At 54.5% G+C, this 20506-nt stretch carries 16 protein-coding genes and 1 pseudogene; 10 read left to right on the forward strand and 7 right to left on the reverse strand.

What is annotated here, in order from left to right:
* Nucleotides 1-293: 293 nt before the first annotated feature.
* From fhuA to fhuB, 4 genes are read left to right on the forward strand one after another with little or no spacing between them, the layout of a single operon-like run.
* The gene (gene fhuA / locus HVY19_RS04470; RefSeq protein ID WP_181683174.1) at nt 294-2483 is read left to right on the forward strand and encodes a ferrichrome porin FhuA; all 2190 of its coding nucleotides are present in this window, start codon (nt 294-296) and stop codon (nt 2481-2483) included.
* Between the two features lie 51 nt (nt 2484-2534).
* The gene (gene fhuC / locus HVY19_RS04475; RefSeq protein WP_181683175.1) at nt 2535-3332 is read left to right on the forward strand and encodes a Fe3+-hydroxamate ABC transporter ATP-binding protein FhuC; all 798 of its coding nucleotides are present in this window, start codon (nt 2535-2537) and stop codon (nt 3330-3332) included.
* Complete coding sequence (gene fhuD, locus HVY19_RS04480) at nt 3332-4222, forward strand: Fe(3+)-hydroxamate ABC transporter substrate-binding protein FhuD (protein ID WP_181683176.1); 891 nt, start codon at nt 3332-3334, stop codon at nt 4220-4222. The genes fhuC and fhuD overlap by 1 nt, the downstream gene beginning before the upstream one ends.
* Entirely contained in the window at nt 4219-6201 is a 1983-nt protein-coding gene (gene fhuB, locus HVY19_RS04485) for a Fe(3+)-hydroxamate ABC transporter permease FhuB (RefSeq protein ID WP_181683177.1), read from the forward strand. The genes fhuD and fhuB overlap by 4 nt, the downstream gene beginning before the upstream one ends.
* A 110-nt stretch (nt 6202-6311) precedes the next feature.
* On the opposite strand, the gene hemL is transcribed toward fhuB, so the two are convergent.
* Nucleotides 6312-7592, reverse strand: coding sequence for a glutamate-1-semialdehyde 2,1-aminomutase (gene hemL, locus HVY19_RS04490; RefSeq protein WP_181683178.1), 1281 nt, complete (start codon nt 7590-7592; stop codon nt 6312-6314).
* 150 nt (nt 7593-7742) lie between these two features.
* On the opposite strand from hemL, the gene clcA reads away from it, so the two are divergent.
* The 3 genes and pseudogenes from clcA (at nt 7743) to erpA (ending at nt 9591) form a co-directional block, all read left to right on the forward strand.
* A complete protein-coding gene (gene clcA, locus HVY19_RS04495) occupies nt 7743-9164 on the forward strand; it encodes a H(+)/Cl(-) exchange transporter ClcA (protein WP_181683179.1) in 1422 nt (473 codons plus the stop codon).
* 23 nt (nt 9165-9187) lie between these two features.
* A pseudogene (yadW, locus tag HVY19_RS20675) lies at nt 9188-9250 on the forward strand (small protein YadW).
* Nucleotides 9247-9591: an iron-sulfur cluster insertion protein ErpA gene (erpA, locus tag HVY19_RS04500; RefSeq protein WP_046475767.1), complete on the forward strand. Its 345-nt coding sequence runs from the start codon at nt 9247-9249 to the stop codon at nt 9589-9591. The pseudogene yadW and the gene erpA overlap by 4 nt, the downstream one beginning before the upstream one ends.
* A gap of 108 nt (nt 9592-9699) precedes the next feature.
* On the opposite strand, the gene HVY19_RS04505 is transcribed toward erpA, so the two are convergent.
* The 3 genes from HVY19_RS04505 to mtnN are packed head-to-tail and all read right to left on the reverse strand — an operon-like array spanning nt 9700 to nt 11879.
* The gene (locus tag HVY19_RS04505) at nt 9700-10323 is read right to left on the reverse strand and encodes a TRIC cation channel family protein (RefSeq protein ID WP_181683180.1); all 624 of its coding nucleotides are present in this window, start codon (nt 10321-10323) and stop codon (nt 9700-9702) included.
* Between the two features lie 46 nt (nt 10324-10369).
* Nucleotides 10370-11188, reverse strand: a complete 819-nt coding sequence (gene btuF / locus HVY19_RS04510; protein ID WP_181683181.1) for a vitamin B12 ABC transporter substrate-binding protein BtuF — start codon at nt 11186-11188, stop codon at nt 10370-10372.
* On the reverse strand, nt 11181-11879 hold the full coding sequence (gene mtnN, locus HVY19_RS04515; RefSeq protein ID WP_181683182.1) for a 5'-methylthioadenosine/S-adenosylhomocysteine nucleosidase: 699 nt from the start codon (nt 11877-11879) through the stop codon (nt 11181-11183). Before mtnN ends, btuF begins: the two co-directional genes overlap by 8 nt.
* Nucleotides 11880-11961: 82 nt before the next feature.
* Between mtnN and dgt the strand changes: the two genes are divergently transcribed.
* The 3 genes from dgt (at nt 11962) to cdaR (ending at nt 16344) form a co-directional block, all read left to right on the forward strand.
* Nucleotides 11962-13479 (forward strand): dGTPase, encoded by a 1518-nt coding sequence (dgt, locus tag HVY19_RS04520; RefSeq protein WP_181683183.1) that lies wholly within the window; start codon nt 11962-11964, stop codon nt 13477-13479.
* A 129-nt stretch (nt 13480-13608) separates the two neighbouring features.
* Complete coding sequence (gene degP / locus HVY19_RS04525; protein ID WP_181683184.1) at nt 13609-15036, forward strand: serine endoprotease DegP; 1428 nt, start codon at nt 13609-13611, stop codon at nt 15034-15036.
* Between the two features lie 150 nt (nt 15037-15186).
* Nucleotides 15187-16344: a DNA-binding transcriptional regulator CdaR gene (gene cdaR / locus HVY19_RS04530; RefSeq protein ID WP_181683185.1), complete on the forward strand. Its 1158-nt coding sequence runs from the start codon at nt 15187-15189 to the stop codon at nt 16342-16344.
* Between the two features lie 76 nt (nt 16345-16420).
* On the opposite strand, the gene HVY19_RS04535 is transcribed toward cdaR, so the two are convergent.
* From HVY19_RS04535 to glnD, 3 genes are all read right to left on the reverse strand, one after another.
* A complete protein-coding gene (locus tag HVY19_RS04535) occupies nt 16421-16807 on the reverse strand; it encodes a DUF3461 family protein (protein WP_181683186.1) in 387 nt (128 codons plus the stop codon).
* A 109-nt stretch (nt 16808-16916) separates the two neighbouring features.
* Nucleotides 16917-17741, reverse strand: a complete 825-nt coding sequence (gene dapD / locus HVY19_RS04540) for a 2,3,4,5-tetrahydropyridine-2,6-dicarboxylate N-succinyltransferase (RefSeq protein WP_181683187.1) — start codon at nt 17739-17741, stop codon at nt 16917-16919.
* Between the two features lie 31 nt (nt 17742-17772).
* Nucleotides 17773-20445 (reverse strand): bifunctional uridylyltransferase/uridylyl-removing protein GlnD, encoded by a 2673-nt coding sequence (gene glnD / locus HVY19_RS04545; protein WP_181683188.1) that lies wholly within the window; start codon nt 20443-20445, stop codon nt 17773-17775.
* Nucleotides 20446-20506: the final 61 nt, after the last annotated feature.

The raw sequence follows: 20506 nt of genomic DNA on the forward strand, positions 1-20506 counted from the left end.
AATAAAAAAACCGCTTCGGCGGTTTTTTTATGCCTGATGACGCTGCGCTTATCAGGCCTACGGGCGCGGTATGATTCGTAGGCCGGATAAGGCGTGAGCCGCCATCCGGCATCCTCAAAGTAACATTTCAGTGTGTTTTTTAACCCTTTATTTTCATCTGCATATTTCTTAACCCCTTAGTTTTTGTAGGGCTGCGAACTGCTTGCTATCTCGCCAACGTTTCGAATATTATGCTGCGGCATAATAATAATTCTCGTTTACGTTATCATTCACTTTACATCAGAGATATACCCATGGCGCGTTTTAAAACTGCACAGCACCAGCACTCACTGCGTAAAATCGCAGTCGTAGTCGCGACCGCGGTTAGCGGCATGTCTGCGTATGCGCAGGCAGCGGTTGAACCGAAACAAGACACCATTACCGTCACTGCCGCACCTGTTTCGCAGGAGAGCGCATGGGGCCCGGCGGCAACCATTGCGGCCAAACATTCTGCGACCACCACTAAAACAGACACCCCAATAGAAAAAACACCACAGTCTGTTTCGGTAGTGACGAATGAAGAAATGCAGATGCATCAATTCCAGTCTGTCAAAGAAGCGCTGGGTTATACCCCTGGCGTAACGGTCAACAGCCGTGGTGCATCGAATACCTACGACTTCGTGATTATCCGTGGTTTTTCTTCTGTCGGTCTGAGCCAGAACAACTATCTGGATGGCCTGAAGCTGCAGGGTAACTTTTATAACGACGCAGTCATCGACCCGTACATGCTTGAGCGTGTTGAACTGATGCGTGGTCCTACTTCTGTTCTTTATGGAAAGAGCAACCCGGGCGGCATTATCTCCATGGTCAGCAAGCGTCCGACCACGGAACCTCTGAAAGAAATCCAGTTTAAAATGGGGACGGATAATCTGTTCCAGACGGGGTTCGATTTCAGTGATTCCCTGGATGACAATGGCGAGTTTTCTTACCGTCTGACGGGGCTGGCGCGTTCTACGAACGAGCAGCAAATCGGTTCTGAATCTCAGCGTTATGCCGTTGCGCCGTCTTTCTCCTGGCGCCCGGATGACAAAACGAACTTTACGTTCTTGTCCTATTTCCAGAATGAGCCGGAAACGGGCTATTACGGTTGGTTACCGAAAGAAGGCACTGTAGAACCGCTTCCGAACGGTAAACGCCTGCCGACCGATTTTAATGAAGGTGCTTCCAACAATACCTATTCCCGTAACCAGAAAATGGTGGGATATAGCTTTGAGCACGGTTTCAACGATACGTTTACTGTGCGTCAGAATCTGCGTTTTGCCGAGATGAAAACCTCGCAGAAAAGCGTCTACGGAACAGGTATTGCGGCGGATGGATTTACGCTCAACCGTGGAACGGTGGTTGACGACGAACGTCTGCAAAACTTCAGCGTTGATACGCAACTGGAAAGCGCATTTTCAACAGGTCAGGTTGATCACACCCTGTTAACCGGTGTCGATTTTATGCGTATGCGTAACGATATTAACGCGACCTTTGGTAGCGCACCGTCGATTGACTTAACTCGTCATTACCGTCCGGAGTATTTTGCTTTCGGTGGCGCTGAGCCCTATCAGATGAATGAAAGCAAACAGACCGGTATCTACGTTCAGGATCAGGCTGAATGGGATAAATGGGTAGTTACCCTCGGCGGCCGCTATGACTGGTCGCAACAAGCGACCACGGTACGCGAGAACTCTTATACGCCAACGGAAGGTTATATTGAGCGTAATGACCACCAGTTCACCTGGCGCGGTGGCGTAAACTATCTGTTTGATAATGGCATTACGCCGTACTTCAGTTACAGCCAATCCTTTGAACCGAGTTCATTTGATCTGTGGAGCAATCCGCGTGTTTCTTATAAACCGTCAAAAGGTGAGCAGTACGAGGCAGGTGTTAAATATGTGCCAAAAGACATGCCTGTCGTTGTTACCGGTGCGGTCTATCAGCTGACCAAGACCAACAACCTGACGGCGGATCCTAACAATCCAATAGCACAGGTGCCTGCGGGTGAAATTCGTGCGCGTGGCGTTGAGCTGGAAGCCAAAGCTGCGCTGACTCCGAATATCAACATGACGGCCTCTTATACCTATACCGATGCCGAGTACACGAAAGACACGAACCTTAAAGGTAATACCCCAGAACAGGTGCCTGAGCACATGGCGTCTCTGTGGGGTGACTACACCTTTAATGAAGGTCCGCTGTCTGGTCTGACATTAGGCACAGGTGGTCGCTTCATCGGGTCCAGCTACGGCGATCCCGCGAATAGCTTCAAAGTTGGCAGCGCGGCGGTGATGGATGCTGTTGTAAAATACGATCTGGCCCGTTTTGGATTGGCTGGGTCTAGCCTTGCCGTTAACGTGAACAACTTACTTGATCGTGAGTACGTGGCGAGTTGCTTCCAGACTTATGGCTGCTTCTGGGGCGCGGAACGTCAGGTCGTCGCAACGGCAACCTTCCGTTTCTAATTTACCTTTTGGGCACGCGAATTTGCGTGCCCGTTTTACAAGTTGGCTGCTATGCAGGAACAGACGAAGCATTCCGATACCACATTTGCACTGCGTAACGTCGCCTTTCATGTGCCAGGGCGCACGCTGCTACACCCGCTCTCATTGACCTTTCCCGCCGGGAAAGTCACAGGCCTTATCGGCCATAACGGTTCCGGAAAATCCACCTTATTGAAAATGTTGGGTCGCCATCAGCCGCCTTCGGAAGGGGATATTCTGCTTGACGGTCAGCCGCTGGACGGCTGGAACAGTAAAGCTTTTGCCCGCAAAGTGGCCTATCTGCCGCAGCAGTTGCCTCAGGCGGAAGGGATGACCGTACGCGAGCTGGTAGCGATTGGTCGCTATCCGTGGCACGGCGCGCTGGGGCGTTTTGGCGTTGCGGACCGTGAGAAGGTCGAAGAAGCGATTTCGCTGGTCGGCTTAAAGCCGCTGGCGCACCGTCTGGTAGACAGCCTTTCCGGTGGTGAACGTCAGCGCGCCTGGATCGCCATGCTGGTGGCGCAGGACACCCGCTGTCTGCTGCTCGATGAACCCACCTCGGCGCTGGATATCGCTCATCAGGTTGACGTTCTCGCTCTGGTGCACCGTTTAAGCCAGCAGCGCGGGCTGACGGTGGTTGCCGTCCTGCATGATATCAACATGGCTGCCCGCTACTGCGATTACTTAGTTGCGCTGCGCGGTGGGGAAATGATTGCTCAGGGTACGCCTGCGGAACTGATGCGTAGCGAAACCCTGGAAATGATTTACGGCATCCCTATGGGGATTCTGGCGCACCCGGCCGGTGCCGCACCCGTGAGCTTTGTTTATTAATGATTGGCTTACACCCCATTTCGCGTCGTCGTTTATTAACGGCGATGGCACTCTCACCGTTGCTCTGGAAGATGAACCAGGCGCGCGCGGCATCCATCGACTTGCAGCGCATTGTGGCGCTGGAATGGCTGCCTGTAGAACTCCTTCTGGCGCTGGGCATTACTCCTTACGGCGTGGCGGATGTTCCCAACTACAACCTTTGGGTCAGTGAGCCGCGTTTGCCGGACTCAGTGATTGATGTTGGGCTGCGCACAGAACCTAATCTTGAACTGCTGACTGAAATGAAACCTTCGTTTATGGTCTGGTCAGCCGGCTATGGCCCTTCTCCGGAGAAGCTGGCGCGTATCGCCCCCGGCCGTGGATTTAACTTCAGTGATGGCAAAAAACCGCTGGCCGTGGCGCGTCAGTCGCTGGTTGAACTGGCGCAACTGCTGAATCTGGGACCGACGGCTGAGCAACATCTGGCGGAATACGATCGTTTTATCGACAGCAAGAAACCGCGTTTTGTGCAGCGTGGGGATCGCCCCGTATTGCTGGTGACGCAGCTTGATCCGCGCCATATGCTGGTTTTTGGCGCGAACAGTTTGTTCCAGGATGTTTTGGATGAGTACGGCATCCGCAACGGCTGGCAGGGGGAAACCAACTTCTGGGGAAGCTCAGTGGTAGGGATCGACCGGCTGGCAGCCTACAAAGATGCCGACGTACTCTGCTTTGATCACGGTAATAACAAAGATATGGATGCGCTTATGGCGACGCCGCTGTGGCAGGCGATGCCATTCGTACGTGCAGGCCGCTTTCAGCGCGTTCCTGCCGTCTGGTTCTATGGCGCGACGCTGTCGAGTATGCGCTTTGTCCGCATCCTGGATAACGCACTGGGAGGCAAGGCGTGAGTAAACGTGTCGCCCTGTTCCCGTCCTTATTGCTGACGCTGCTGTTTATTGTCGCCGTCGGTCTTAGTTGGATGAATCTCTCCGTCGCGCTGCCGCAAAGTCAGTGGCAGCAGGCCTGGTGGTCACCCGGGCTTGATAATATTGAGCAGATGATTTTCCACTACAGTCTGCTGCCGCGTCTGGTGATTTCGTTGCTGGTTGGGGCTGGGCTCGGGCTGGTGGGGGTACTGTTTCAGCAGGTGCTGCGTAACCCTCTGGCGGAACCAACAACGCTCGGCGTGGCTACCGGTGCGCAATTGGGCATGACGGTCACCACGCTGTGGGCGATACCGGGCGTGCTGGCGTCGCAGTTTGCCGCCCTTGCCGGCGCGTGCATTGTCGGTGCGCTGGTGTTTGGCGTTGCCTGGGGAAAACGGCTCTCACCGGTCACCCTGATCCTCGCAGGTCTGGTCGTCAGCTTGTACTGTGGGGCTATCAACCAACTGATGGTGATCTTCCATCACGATCAGCTACAAAGTATGTTCCTCTGGAGTACCGGTACGCTGACGCAAACCGACTGGAGCGTTGTGCAGCGCCTGTGGCCACAGCTGCTGGGCGGTGTCGTGCTCACTTTACTGTTGTTGCGCCCACTGACGCTGATGGGGCTGGATGATGGCGTCGCGCGTAACCTCGGACTGGCGCTGTCGCTGGCTCGTCTGGCGGCACTGTCTCTGGCGATTGTGCTCAGTGCTCTGTTGGTTAACGCCGTGGGGATTATCGGTTTTATCGGGCTGTTTGCGCCGCTGTTAGCAAAAATGCTCGGTGCGCGCCGTCTGTTGCCCCGTCTGATACTGGCCCCACTGATTGGTGCGTTAATCCTCTGGCTTTCCGATCAGATCATCCTCTGGCTGACGCGCGTCTGGATGGAAGTCTCTACCGGATCGGTGACGGCGCTGATTGGTGCGCCGCTGCTGCTATGGTTACTGCCGCGTCTGCGCAGTATGAGCGCGCCCGATATGAACGTTAATGACCGTATTGCTGCCGAGCGGCAGCATGTACTGCGCTATGCCCTGATGGGCGGCGCAATACTGCTGCTTGGCGTGTTTGTGGCGCTTTCTCTGGGGCGTAATGCGGAAGGCTGGAGTTGGGCGAGCGGGGTCCTACTCGACGATCTGTTGCCGTGGCGCTGGCCGCGCATTCTGGCGGCACTCATTGCCGGGGTGATGCTGGCGGTGGCGGGCTGTATTATTCAACGACTGACCGGAAACCCAATGGCAAGCCCCGAAGTGTTGGGGATAAGTTCCGGCGCGGCGTTTGGTGTGGTGTTAATGCTGTTTCTGGTGCCGGGGAACGCTTTTGGCTGGCTGCTTCCTGCCGGGAGTCTCGGCGCTGCCGTCACGCTGTTGATCATTATGATCGCCGCCGGGCGCGGAGGATTTTCTCCGCAGCGTATGCTGCTGGCGGGGATGGCGCTCAGTACGGCGTTTACCATGCTATTGATGATGCTCCAGGCGAGCGGCGATCCGCGCATGGCGAGCGTGCTGACCTGGATCTCCGGTTCGACCTATAACGCGACGGGCGAACAGGCACTGCGTACCGGGGTTGTGATGCTTATTCTGCTGGCGATCACACCATTGTGTCGTCGCTGGTTGACCATTTTGCCTCTCGGTGGCGATACCGCCCGCTCAGTGGGTATGGCGCTGACGCCGTCGCGGATTAGCCTGCTGCTGTTAGCGGCTGCGCTGACGGCAGCGGCAACAATGACCATCGGGCCATTGAGCTTTGTCGGTTTGATGGCGCCACATATTGCGCGGATGTTAGGTTTTCGCCGTACGATGCCGCACATGGTTATGTCGGCGTTGGCAGGGGGATTGATGCTGGTCTTTGCCGACTGGTGCGGGAGGATGGTGCTGTTCCCGTATCAGGTCCCGGCCGGGATTCTGTCTACGTTTATCGGCGCACCGTACTTTATTTATCTGTTACGCAAGCAGAGTCGTTGATTTGGATGTTTTCGTGTAGGCCGGATAAGACGCTTGGCGTCGCCATTCGGCAATAAAAAAGCCGGGTGGCGGCTTCGCCTTACCCGGCCTACGGTTTACAACGTACTCTGTTACAGCTTCGCAAACACCCGGCGTGCGGCATCAATGGTGTTATTGATATCTTCCATGCTGTGCGCGACCGACATAAAGCCCGCTTCAAACGCCGATGGGGCCAGATAAACGCCCTCCTCCAGCATCATGTGGAAGAAGCGCTTAAAGCGTTCTACGTCGCATGCCATAACATCCTGATAGCAGGTTACAGATTCCGCATCGGTGAAGAAAATCCCGAACATACCGCCGACATGGTTAACAACCAGCGGAATGTGAGTTTCCTGCGCCGCGTCGAGCAGGCCTTCCGCCAGGCGCGTGGTCAGCTCATCCAGCGTTTCATGCACCCCTGGTTGAGCCACTTCGTTCAGACAGGCAAAGCCTGCCGCCATGGCAATCGGGTTACCGGACAGCGTGCCTGCCTGATAGACCGGACCGGTTGGCGCCAGCGCATCCATCACGTCGCGACGACCACCGAAGGCGCCGACCGGCATCCCGCCGCCGATAATTTTGCCCAGACAGGTGAGATCCGGCACCACGCCGTAGTAATCCTGAGCGCCTGCCAGCGCCACGCGGAAGCCGGTCATCACTTCGTCGATGATCAGCAGCGCGCCGAACTCGTCGCACAGGGCGCGCAGGCCCGGCAGGAATTCCGGCAGCGGTGGAATGCAGTTCATGTTGCCAGCCACCGGTTCAACGATGATACAGGCGATCTCCAGCGGGAACTGTTCAAACGCGGCGCGCACGGAATCCAGATCGTTATAGGTGCAGGTCAGGGTATGTTTGGCGAAATCTGCCGGTACGCCCGGAGAGTTCGGCTGGCCGAGGGTCAGCGCGCCGGAACCGGCTTTTACCAGCAGGCAGTCCGCATGGCCGTGATAACAGCCTTCGAATTTGATGATCTTATCGCGACCGGTGAAGCCACGCGCCAGACGAATCGCGCTCATGGTGGCTTCAGTCCCGGAGTTCACCATGCGCACCATGTCCATGGTCGGCACCAGTTCGGTCACCAGTTCCGCCATTTTCACTTCCATCTCGGTTGGTGCGCCAAAGCTCAAGCCACGGCTGGCGGCTTCAATGACCGCGTTGCGAATGGCCGGATGGTTGTGGCCCAGCACCATAGGCCCCCAGGAGCCGACGTAATCGATGTAGGCTTTGCCATCGACATCATACAGGTACGCGCCATCGGCTTTTTCGATAAACAGCGGAGTGCCACCCACGCCAGTAAAGGCGCGAACAGGAGAGTTAACGCCGCCGGGAATTAGCTCGCGTGCTGCGCTGTAGAGGTTTTCAGACTTACTCATGGATGGAATTCCTGGTTCGTAGAAAAAGTGAATGCCCGCTATTCTAAGTAAACTTATCTGTATTTGAAACAACGCGATTTCCAGGGATTTTCGCCGTCCAGGCGAGTACAATGTCCGCCTGCATTTGTATGACCAATTAACGATTAATCCATGAAAACAGAAACTCCCACTTTTGAAGCACAACAAGTTGTGCGTTTACGGCGCGGGGATCTGATCCGTCGACTGCTGGAACGGGATAAAACGCCGCTGGCAATCCTGTTCATGGCGGCGGTGGTCGGTACGATCACCGGGCTTGTCGGCGTGGCGTTCGAACATGCTGTCACCTGGGTGCAGAATATGCGTATTAGTACCCTGGCAAGCGTTGCCGATCGCGCGTTTCTCCTTTGGCCGTTGGCCTTTATCCTCTCTGCGCTGCTGGCGATGGTCGGCTATTTTCTGGTGCGTAAATTCGCCCCGGAAGCGGGGGGCTCGGGGATCCCGGAGATCGAAGGTGCACTGGAAGAGCTGCGTCCCGTTCGCTGGTGGCGCGTATTGCCAGTGAAATTCATCGGCGGGATGGGGACGCTGGGCGCTGGAATGGTGCTTGGGCGCGAAGGCCCTACGGTCCAGATTGGCGGCAATATTGGCCGCATGGTGCTGGATATTTTTCGTATGCGCAGCGCCGAAGCACGGCACACGCTGTTGGCAACAGGGGCGGCGGCGGGGCTCTCGGCGGCCTTTAACGCACCGCTGGCGGGGATCCTGTTCATTATTGAAGAGATGCGCCCGCAGTTTCGCTACAACCTTATTTCGATCAAAGCCGTATTTACCGGCGTGATCATGTCGAGCATTGTCTTTCGCATCTTCAACGGTGAAGCACCGATTATCGAGGTGGGGAAGTTGTCCAACGCGCCGCTCAACACGCTGTGGCTGTATCTGATCCTCGGCATGGTATTTGGCTGCGTAGGGCCGCTCTTTAACAAGCTGGTGCTGGGGGCGCAGGACATGTTCCAGCGTTTTCACGGCGGCAATATCACCAAATGGGTGCTGATGGGTGGGGTGATTGGCGGCCTGTGCGGTATTCTGGGGTTGATCGAACCTGAAGCGGCAGGGGGCGGCTTTAACCTTATCCCCATTGCGGCGGCAGGTAATTTTAGCGTTGGGCTGCTGCTGTTTATCTTTATTGCGCGAGTCATTACCACGCTGCTGTGCTTTTCTTCAGGCGCGCCGGGGGGTATTTTTGCGCCGATGCTGGCACTTGGCACGCTGTTGGGTACCGCCTTTGGCATGGCGGCGGCGGTCTGCTTTCCGCATTACTCACTGGACGCCGGAACGTTTGCCATTGCCGGAATGGGCGCGCTGCTGGCGGCATCGCTTCGCGCCCCGTTGACGGGTATCTTGCTGGTACTGGAAATGACCGATAACTATCAGCTCATTTTGCCAATGATAATTACCTGTCTTGGCGCAACACTATTAGCACAATTCCTCGGCGGAAAGCCGTTATACTCCACCATCCTTGCCCGTACTTTGGCGAAGCAGGATGCGGAGCAGGCTGCAAAAAGCCAGGCGGTAACCGCCGGCGAGAATACTTGAATGAAATACCAGGGTATTAGATAATGGCCGTAATCATTGGGTTATAATTTGCCCAATTGCCGATGTCGTTTGGAGCAAAAAAATGAGTGATGACGTAGCGCTGCCACTGCAATTTACTGAAGCAGCAGCCAATAAAGTAAAAAGCCTGATCGCAGACGAAGAAAACCCGAACCTGAAACTGCGTGTTTATATCACCGGTGGCGGTTGTAGCGGTTTTCAGTATGGTTTTACCTTTGATGACCAGATCAACGAAGGCGATATGACCATTGAGAAACAGGGCGTGGGCCTGGTTGTTGACCCAATGAGCCTGCAGTATCTGGTGGGTGGGTCTGTTGATTACACCGAAGGTCTGGAAGGTTCCCGCTTCGTAGTCACTAACCCGAATGCGAAAAGCACCTGCGGGTGTGGTTCTTCTTTCAGCATTTGATCTATAGCCGGAAGGCTGCCCTGTAGGCCCGGTAAGCGTGTCGCCACCGGGCGATGTGCCGGATGGCGTCTAACGCCTTATCCGGCCTACTATTCTTGCTCTGAGCCCTTAACGCCCGTTCTCATCTAACGCAAACGTCGGCAGTTTTAGATGCCAGCGTATCGCCGCCAGGCGAATCACCAGTGTCACCACCATCCCCATCATACTGGCTGTCTCTAACGGTATCGAGAAAGTATAAAATGCAGTGGCGTGAACCATCCCGCCAATAATACAGGCCGTTGCGTAGATTTCGGTACGCAGGATCATGGGCACTTCACGCGCCAGCACATCACGGATAATCCCGCCGCCAACGCCGGTAATGACTCCCATGCAGATTGCCACCATGGGTCCGGTGCCGGCAATAAACGCTTTATTTACCCCGATACCGACAAAGACCGCCAGACCCACGGCATCCAGCACCGGCAGCATCCATTTAGGTAAACGTCTGGGCTGGCGCACCAGCACGATGGTGAGCATACTGGTGACCATGGCGACGACCAGATCGGTGGGATCTTTCACCCAGAAAACCGGACCGTTATCCAGCGCCATATCGCGGATCGTCCCGCCGCCCACGGCGGTAACCACCCCTAAGACCAGTACACCAAACGGATCCATACGCAGTTTACCGGCCAGCAATACGCCAGAGATAGCGAATACAGCCGTGCCGACAATATCAAGCCAATAGACAAGCATTTTTAATCCCCATACGCATCATCCTTCAGGCTGCCTCTTTAAAGCATTATGAATGAGGGTGTGTATCTCTAATCTGTGAAAGCGCATTACAGAGTTGTTTTGCGGCGAGGATAATACGCGGGCTTGCACGTTCAAACCAGTCACTGTTTAGAGGAATAACCGGAATTTGGAGCTGATCTCCCCAGTACTGTTTAATTTTAAGAATTTCACCCGAATTTCCTGTGACGACGATCGCCTGCGGCTCCCGTGCCAGTACCTGCTCACGGCTTACCTGGGGCCAGGGAACCCGACTGCCGGCAAAGATGTTTTCTCCGCCACAGAGCTCTATCACTTCGTTTTGAATCGACCCTTTTCCGCTGGTAAACGGAGGATTGATGCCAAACTGCAAAAACACGCGCTTTTTCGCTTTATCCGCATACTGAGATTTTAGCTGCGAATACTCGTCCAACAAGGTTTGCGCGGCGCGTTGCGCTTTTTCAGGATGTGGGCTCCAGGCGGCCAGTTTTCGCAATGTCTCGGCAATTTGCTCAATGGTGATGGCATCGACCCACATGACCTTAATGCCCAGCGAAGTGAGTTGATTCACCTGACGTTCGGCATTGCCGCCGCGCCAGGCAATGACCAGATCTGGTTTTAGCGCCACGATGCGTTCGAGGTTCATGCCTTGCCAGGTAGAAACCTGTTCGATGTCTCGTGCGGCGGGTGGATAGTCAGAATAGCTGCTGACCCCAACGGGAGTGATGCCAGCGGCAAAAGCAAGTTCGGTATTGGCAGGGGAGAGTGAAATCACGCGGGGTGCGGCGTGCAGCCACACAGGAAACGATAAGAGCAGGGCGGCAAGCGCCCTGAAGAATGTGTTAGCCATGCGCCAGTTTCTGTATCAGCGTTTCAACCATCAGCGTTGACTGCTTCGCGGCAACGGCCAGGAATTCGTCAAAGGTGAGGTGGGACTGCTGATCGGCCACGTCGGAGATGGCGCGAACCACCACAAACGGTACCGTGAAGTTATGGCACACGTGCGCGATAGCCGCCGCTTCCATTTCTACGGCAATCGCCTGCGGAAAGTTATGGCGGATTTTCGCCAGACCCACAGAACCGTTAATGAAAGCATCGCCGCTGACGATCAGGCCGCGAACGGCGTTAAGGTTCAGTTCAGCAATGCAGGTTTCTGCTGCGGCAACCAGCTTTTCGTCGGCTTTAAAGCCTGCAGGGCAGCCCGGAAGCTGACCAAATTCGTAGCCAAATGCGGTAACGTCAGCGTCGTGATAGCGCGCTTCGTCAGAGACGACAATGTCGCCGACTTTCAGCGTTGGTTCGAGGCCGCCCGCTGAACCGGTGTTAATGATCACGTCCGGCTTGCAGCGTTCCAGAAGTAGCGTCGCACCCAGCGCCGCTGCGACTTTACCGATACCGGATTTCAGCAGCGCAACGTCGGTACCGTTTAGCTGACCGGTGTAGATTTCACAACCGCCCAGGGTGAGAGTTTGACGATTTTCGATTTTGTCACGCAGCAGCGTAACTTCTTCTTCCATTGCACCAATGATGCCGATTTTCATAGATTTACTCGCGCAAGGTGAGATTTAAAGGCATAGTCTATCATGCGCTTAAGGGGAAGTGCATTCTCACGCGGGAGAGGACATGGCTCAGATTGATTTCCGGAAAAAAATAAACTGGCATCGTCGATATCGTTCACCGCAGGGTGTTAAAACCGAGCACGAGATCCTGCGCATTTTCGAAAGCGATCGCGGGCGCATTATTAATTCTCCGGCGATCCGTCGGCTGCAGCAAAAGACCCAGGTATTCCCACTTGAGCGTAATGCGGCAGTGCGCACTCGCCTCACGCACTCCATGGAAGTGCAGCAGGTTGGTCGCTATATTGCGAAAGAGGTGCTCAGCCGCCTCAAAGAGATGAAGCTGCTCGAACAATATGGTCTGGATGAGCTGACCGGGCCTTTCGAGAGCATTGTTGAAATGTCCTGCCTGATGCATGACATCGGTAACCCGCCGTTTGGCCACTTTGGCGAGGCGGCTATCAACGACTGGTTTCGCCAGCGACTGCATCCGGCGGATGCTGAAAGCCAGCCATTAACGGAAGACCGCTGCAAAGTGGCGACGCTGCGTCTGCGCGAAGGCGAAGAGTCGCTCAACGATCTGCGGCGTAAGGTCCGACAGGATCTGTCTCATTTCGAAGGTAATGCCCAGGGAATTCGCCTGGTACATACCTTAATGCGGATGAACCTGACCTGGGCGCAGGTGGGGGGGATACTGAAATATACGCGTCCGGCATGGTGGCGCGGCGAAACTCCCGCATCACACAGCTACTTAATGAAAAAGCCGGGATATTACCTTTCTGAAGAAGCCTATATTGCAAGGTTACGTCAGGAACTTGATCTCGCACTTTACAGTCGGTTCCCGTTAACCTGGATTATGGAAGCGGCCGATGATATCTCTTATTGCGTGGCCGATCTGGAAGATGCGGTTGAGAAAAGAATCTTCAGCGTGGAACAGCTCTTCCAGCATTTACGGGATGCCTGGGGAGAACAGGGAAAAAGCTCGCTGTTCGCGCAGGTTGTCGAAAACGCCTGGGATAAATCGCGGGCGAATACGTTAAGCCGCAGTACTGAAGACCAGTTCTTTATGTATTTACGCGTGAATACTCTTAATAAACTGGTGCCTTACGCCGCCCAGCGTTTTATTGAGAATCTGGAACATATCTTTGAGGGAACCTTTAATCAGGCATTGCTCGAAGACGGCAGTAATTATAGCCATTTACTGAAGATATATAAAAATGTAGCGATGAAACATGTATTTAGCCACCCGGACGTCGAGCAGCTTGAGTTGCAGGGTTACCGCGTCATTAGCGGGTTGTTAGACATCTACGGGCCTTTATTAAGCCTGCCGCTGGTTGACTTTAGCGAACTGGTGGAAAAAGAGCGTCTGATGCGTTTCCCTATTGAATCCAGACTATTTCAGAAATTATCAACGCGTCATCGGTTGGCCTACATTGAGGCTATCGGTAAATTAGCGTCAGACTCGCCGGAGTACCCCGTGCTGGAATATTATTATCGCTGCCGACTGATCCAGGATTATATCAGCGGAATGACCGACCTCTACGCATGGGATGAATATCGTCGTCTCATGGCGGTCGAACAATAAAACGACTTTTGTAAAGACGGACTATAAATTTTTACTTTTTCCATAAACTTCAGTCCGGAACTTAGCGCAATAAAATGAATCTGATGTACACAGCAATTTTGCGTTATCTGGTAATCGAGATTGAAACACATGAAAAAAACGACCTTAGCTATGAGTGCACTGGCTCTGAGTTTGAGCCTGGCGTTATCCCCGCTTTCTGCAACCGCAGCTGAAACGGCATCGGCAACGACGGCCCAGCAGATGCCAAGCCTGGCACCGATGCTCGAAAAAGTGATGCCCTCCGTGGTCAGCATTAACGTCGAAGGAAGTACTGCCGTTAATTCTCAGCGTATGCCGCGTAATTTCCAGCAGTTCTTCGGTGATGATTCCCCGTTCTGCCAGGACGGTTCACCGTTCCAGGGCTCTCCATTCTGTCAGGGTGGCGTACCGGGCGGTAATGGCGGCAACCAGCAGCAGAAATTTATGGCGCTGGGTTCAGGGGTCATTATTGACGCCGCGAAAGGCTATGTTGTCACCAACAACCACGTGGTCGATAACGCCACGGTGATTAAAGTTCAACTGAGCGATGGGCGTAAATTCGACGCGAAGATCGTCGGTAAAGACCCGCGCTCCGATATTGCGCTGATCCAGATTCAGGATCCGAAAAACCTGACGGCGATTAAACTTGCCGATTCCGATTCGCTGCGCGTGGGTGATTACACGGTCGCTATCGGTAACCCATTTGGTCTGGGGGAGACGGTCACTTCCGGTATCGTTTCTGCACTTGGTCGTAGCGGCCTGAACGCGCAAAACTATGAAAACTTCATTCAGACCGATGCGGCAATCAACCGGGGTAACTCCGGTGGCGCGCTGGTTAACCTGAACGGGGAACTGATCGGCATTAACACTGCGATCCTCGCGCCGGACGGCGGTAACATCGGTATCGGCTTTGCGATCCCAAGCAACATGGTGAAAAACCTGACCTCGCAGATGGTTGAATTCGGCCAGGTGAAACGCGGCGAACTGGGGATCATGGGGACCGAACTGAGCTCTGAGCTGGCGAAAGCGATGAAAGTTGACGCACAGCGTGGTGCATTCGTCAGCCAGGTACTGCCGAACTCTTCCGCATCGAAGGCGGGAATCAAAGCAGGGGACGTGATTACCACTCTGAATGGTAAGCCAATCAACAGCTTTGCGGCGCTGCGTGCTCAGGTCGGTACCATGCCGGTGGGCAGCAAAATTACCCTCGGCCTGCTGCGTGAAGGGAAGCCGGTGACCGTCAATCTGGAACTGCAGCAGAGCAGCCAGAATCAGGTTGATTCCAGCTCCATCTTCAGCGGTATCGAAGGCGCTGAAATGAGCAACAAAGGCCAGGACAAAGGCGTGGTGGTGAACAACGTGAAAGCGAACACCCCAGCCGCACAGATTGGCCTGAAAAAAGGTGATGTGATTATCGGTGCTAACCAGCAGGCGGTGAAAAACATTGCCGAGCTGCGTAAGATCCTCGACAGCAAACCGTCTGTCCTGGCGCTGAATATTCAGCGTGGCGACAACACAATCTATTTGCTGATGCAGTAATCTCCCTCCACCCCTTCCTGTTACAGGGAAGGGGGTTCTTTTTGTGATACCTTCCACAACTCCATACTTCTCCCCTCTGCTTTGTGCATTTGCACAATGCCGCCGTTTATTATCTTCCCTATTCTTGAGCTCTGCTCACAGGAGGGGTTTATGGCTGGCTGGCATCTTGATACCAAAATGGCGCAGGATATCGTGGCGCGCACAATGCGCATCATTGATACCAATATCAACGTAATGGATGCCCGTGGGCGGATCATCGGCAGTGGTGATCGAGAGCGTATTGGTGAATTGCACGAAGGCGCGCTGTTGGTACTATCTCAAGGGCGCGTCGTGGATATTGATGATGCCGTAGCGCGTCATTTGCACGGTGTTCGCCAGGGGATCAACTTACCGTTGCGGCTGGAAGGTGAAATCGTCGGCGTCATTGGCCTCACCGGAGAGCCGGAATATCTGCGCAAATATGGCGAGCTGGTGTGTATGACCGCGGAAATGATGCTTGAGCAATCACGCCTGCTGCACCTGCTAGCCCAGGACAGCCGTCTGCGTGAAGAGCTGGTCATGAACCTGATCCAGGCGGAAGAAAACACCCCGGCGTTGACCGAGTGGGCGCAACGTCTGGGCATCGACCTTAATCAACCGCGCGTGGTGGCGGTGCTGGAGGTCGACAGCGGTCAGCTTGGTGTGGATAGTGCGATGGCCGAGTTGCAGCAGCTACAAAATGCATTGACCACACCAGAGCGTAATAACCTGATTGCGATTGTCTCGCTGACTGAAATGGTAGTGTTAAAACCGGCGCTGAACCAGTTTGGCCGTTGGGACGCGGAAGATCATCGTAAGCGCGTTGAGCAATTGATTGCGCGAATGAAAGAGAACGGGCAACTGCGGTTTCGCGTTTCGCTGGGGAACTACTTTACGGGTCCCGGCAGTATTGCCCGTTCTTACCGTACCGCGCGTACTACAATGATGGTCGGCAAACAGCGAATGCCGGAAAGCCGGAGCTATTTTTATCAGGATCTGATGCTACCGGTGTTACTCGACAGTTTGCGCGGCGGCTGGCAGGCCAATGAACTGGCGCGCCCACTGGTGCGGTTAAAGGCGATGGATAATAACGGGCTTTTGCGCAGAACCCTGGCGGCGTGGTTTCGCCATAATGTTCAGCCGCTGGCGACCTCTAAGGCGCTGTTTATTCATCGTAATACGCTGGAGTATCGACTAAATCGTATTTCAGAACTGACCGGGCTGGATTTGGGGAACTTTGACGACAGGCTGTTACTGTATGTGGCGTTACAACTGGATGAACAGCGGTGATTGATTGGCTGGTGGCGCTACGCTTATCCGGCCTACGAGGTGAGCACCTGTAGGCTGGATAAGGCGTAACAACCACTTATTTACGTGTCAGTTTTTCCAGATCGGATTCGATTTCGGTGATCTTATTCGCCACCACGCTTTCCAGGTGACGTAAATCATCAAGGATCTTGCGCTTAAGATCGACTTCCGTGCGATCGCGCTGGCAGATCTGATCCAGTTCGTCGATCACATAGCGCAGGTTCGGGCTGATCTCCTGCACCTCTTTATAGCCTTGACCGACGCCATCGGCGACAACGGTTTTGCGCTGGCGGGGATATTTGAACTTCACGCTCTTGGCAAAAAACTCGCCTTTATCCTTCTGGAAATAGATTTTAAGAATATCGTTGTTGGCTTCTTGCCGCAGACTGTAACGATCGATCTCTTCAGGATTGGTAATGCCCAGACTTTTCAGATTGTCATACATAGCGATCCCCTTAAGCTCACTTTAACTATTGAATAATTAATGAAAAGCTCTGTTTTTGCCACTCGCAAATGTAAAAAAAGCGGGCTAAGCCCGCTTTTTCAAACCGCTGTTAGTCGATGGTGCGCAAGAGTTCGTTGATGCCCACCTTGCCGCGCGTTTTGGCGTCGACTTTTTTCACAATCACTGCGCAGTACAGGCTGTATTTGCCATCTTTCGACGGCAGGTTGCCGGAAACGACAACTGAACCCGCCGGAACGCGACCGTAATGCACTTCGCCGGTTTCACGATCGTAAATACGGGTGCTCTGACCGATGTAAACACCCATAGAAATGACGGAACCTTCTTCAACGATAACGCCTTCAACCACTTCGGAACGCGCGCCAATGAAGCAGTTGTCTTCGATGATGGTCGGGTTAGCCTGCAAGGGTTCCAGAACGCCACCAATGCCGACGCCGCCGGAGAGGTGAACGTTTTTACCGATCTGCGCGCAGGAGCCTACCGTTGCCCAGGTATCTACCATCGTGCCTTCATCAACATAAGCGCCAATGTTGACATAGGACGGCATCAGAACGGTGTTGCGGGCGATAAACGCGCCCTGACGCACCGCCGCTGGGGGAACCACGCGGAAGCCTTCTTTCTGAAAACGCGCTTCGTCGTAATCAGCGAATTTCATCGGCACTTTATCGTAGTAGCGGCTTTCCGCACCGTCGATAACCTGGTTATCGTTAATACGGAAAGAGAGCAGTACCGCTTTCTTTAGCCACTGATGAGTTACCCACTGGCCGTCGATCTTTTCTGCTACACGCAGTGCGCCGGAGTCCAGTAAAGAAATGACCTGATTCACCGCTTCACGGGTGACGGTATCAACATTAGCCGGCGTGATTTCCGCACGGCGCTCAAAAGCGGTTTCAATAACGTTCTGTAACTGCTGCATTGGTAAACTCTTTCCCTAATGAATAAAAACACTACCCTTTATCGTTTGGATTGAGGGCCTCTGTCAACCGTTGATGCACTTCCTGCTGGAGCTCATTATTAAGGGCACGCCGGTCCGCTGTGGCGATTATGAATAAATCTTCTACTCGTTCGCCAATGGTTGTAATTCGGGCGCCATGAAGCGAAATTCCCAGATCGGCAAAAATTTGCCCGACCCGCGCCAGCAGTCCCGGCTGATCGAGCGCAATCAGTTCGAGAAACGATTTTCGGTCAGTATGCGTCGGCAGGAACGTCACCTCAGTATCGACGGTAAAGTGGCGTAGTTTCGCCGGTTGTCGACGCGGCTGCGGCGGTTGCCAACTGCGCTGAGTGATCGCCTGCTCCAGTCCAAAACGGATCGCTTCATGCCGGTCCGCTGAAAGCGGGCTGCCGTCCGGCTCCAGCACAATGAACGTATCCATCGCCATGCCGTCGCGGGTGGTGAAAATCTGCGCATCGTGGACGCTTAAATTGCGGCGGTCCAGCTCGGCGCAGACGGCGGCAAACAGATACGGTCTGTCCGGACTCCAGATGAAGATTTCCGTTCCGCCGCGTGTCGCCTGCGGGCTCAGCAGAATAAGCGGCTCTTTAAGATCGTGCTGCAAAAGATGACGCGCATGCCAGGCCAGCTGGTTTGGACTGTGGCGCACAAAATAGTTGGCACGACAACGTGACCAGATATGGTGCAGGGCTTCTTCATCAATGTTGTCCATCCGCAGAAGCGCCAGCGCCTGAAGCTGATGATGACGCACCCGCTCACGCATGTCTGGCGTGTTTTGCATTCCCCGCCGCAGCTGTTTTTCCGTGGCGAAATACAATTCACGCAGCAGACTCTGCTTCCAGCTATTCCATAACGTTTCATTTGTGGCGCAAATATCCGCTACCGTCAGGCACACCAGGAAGCGTAGCCGATGCTCCGTTTGTACCTCTTCGGCGAACTGCTTGATCACTTCAGGATCCTGAATGTCGCGACGTTGAGCGGTGACCGACATCAGCAGGTGTTGGCGTACCAGCCAGGCTACCAGTTGCGTTTCGCGTGAGTTCAGGCCGTGCAGTTCGGCGAATTTCAGCACGTCCTGCGCACCCAGTACAGAATGGTCGCCGCCACGCCCTTTGGCGATATCATGGAACAGCGCGGCAATCAGGATCAGTTCCGGCTGACGCAGGCGTGGCCACAGATCCACGCACAGCGGGTGACGCTGGCGTGTCTCTTCTTTGGCAAAACTTTCCAGTTTTAGCATCACGCGGATAGTGTGCTCGTCCACCGTGTAGGCGTGGAACAGATCAAATTGCATCTGCCCGACAATGTGCGACCACTGCGGCATATAGGCCCACAGCACGCTATGACGGTGCATCGGCAGCAGGCCGCGACTGACTGCGCCAGGATGACGCAGCATGCTGAGAAACAGCGAGCGCGCCTCCGGGATATAACACAGCGGCTGATTCAAATGGCGACGGGCATGACGCAGGTGGCGCAGGGTCGTTGAATAGATCCCGGTGATCGCGCTGTTACGCACCATCATGTAAAACATCCGCAGGATCGCTTCCGGCTCGCGAATGAACAGATCCTCTTCCCGCAGATCGATAAGTGAACCGCGCAATTGAAAATCGTCGTCGATCGGACGTGGCTTTTCATCTGCAGACAGTGCGAGGATCGCTTCGTCAAATAACTGGAGCAGCATCTGATTGAGTTCGCTGACGCGGCGCGTCACCCGGAAGTAATCTTTCATCATCTGCTCAACCGGTTCGTTACCGTCGCCGCTGTAATTCAGACGTTGGGCGACGCTTAACTGGCGGTCAAACAGCAGACGGTTGTCGTAACGGGGCACCACCAGATGCAGCGCAAAGCGGATGCGCCAGAGAATGTGCAGGCATTCGTTAAGCTCGGCGCGCTCGGCCTGGGTTAAAAAGCCGAAACCGACCATTTCATCGAGCGACGTGGCGCCAAAATGGCGACGGGCAACCCACTGTAGCGTATGGATATCACGCAGGCCACCGGGGCTGCTCTTGATATCCGGCTCAAGATTATAGCTGGTTCCGTGATAGCGCTGGTGGCGCTGTTCCTGTTCTTCTACCTTGGCCGCATAAAACTTATCGGATGGCCAAAATCCCTCGCTAAAGATGTGTTTTTGCAGCTCCAGAAAAAGCGCGACATCGCCAATCAGCAGGCGGGTTTCAATCAGGTTGGTCGCGACGGTCAGATCCGACAGCCCTTCCAGCAGACACTCTTCCAGCGTTCGCACGCTGTGCCCGACCTCAAGCTTAACGTCCCACAGCAGTGTCAGCAGTTCGCCAACTTTTTGTGCCTGCTCATCGGGTAATTTTTTGCGGCTTAAGATCAGCAGGTCGATGTCAGAAAGCGGATGCAGTTCGCCGCGGCCATAGCCGCCGACAGCGACCAGTGCCAGATCGCCTATCTGTCCGAACCCTGCCTCAATCCACAGGCGTTGCAGGAGTTGGTCGATAAATTCGGTGCGTGCTTCTATGAGTTGTTCCGCGGAAACCCCGCTGTCAAAAGCCTCGCCCAGCCACTGCTGAAAGGCATCGATATACGTTTTGATTCCGGCGACAGTGAGTTTGTCGCGTGACCAGCTTCCCGGATTCTGCGGCTGGCCGGGTAGGGTGGGGAGTGCCGTATTCGCGTGCTGTTCTGGAAGAGTATTCATTGTCACCACCCATAAAAAAGGCCGGATGGCGGCAAAAGCGCCTTACCCGGCCTACGGAATA

Origin of the sequence: Citrobacter sp. RHB25-C09 (genome assembly GCF_013836145.1) — a bacterium.
In the GTDB taxonomy this organism is placed as follows: domain Bacteria; phylum Pseudomonadota; class Gammaproteobacteria; order Enterobacterales; family Enterobacteriaceae; genus Citrobacter_A.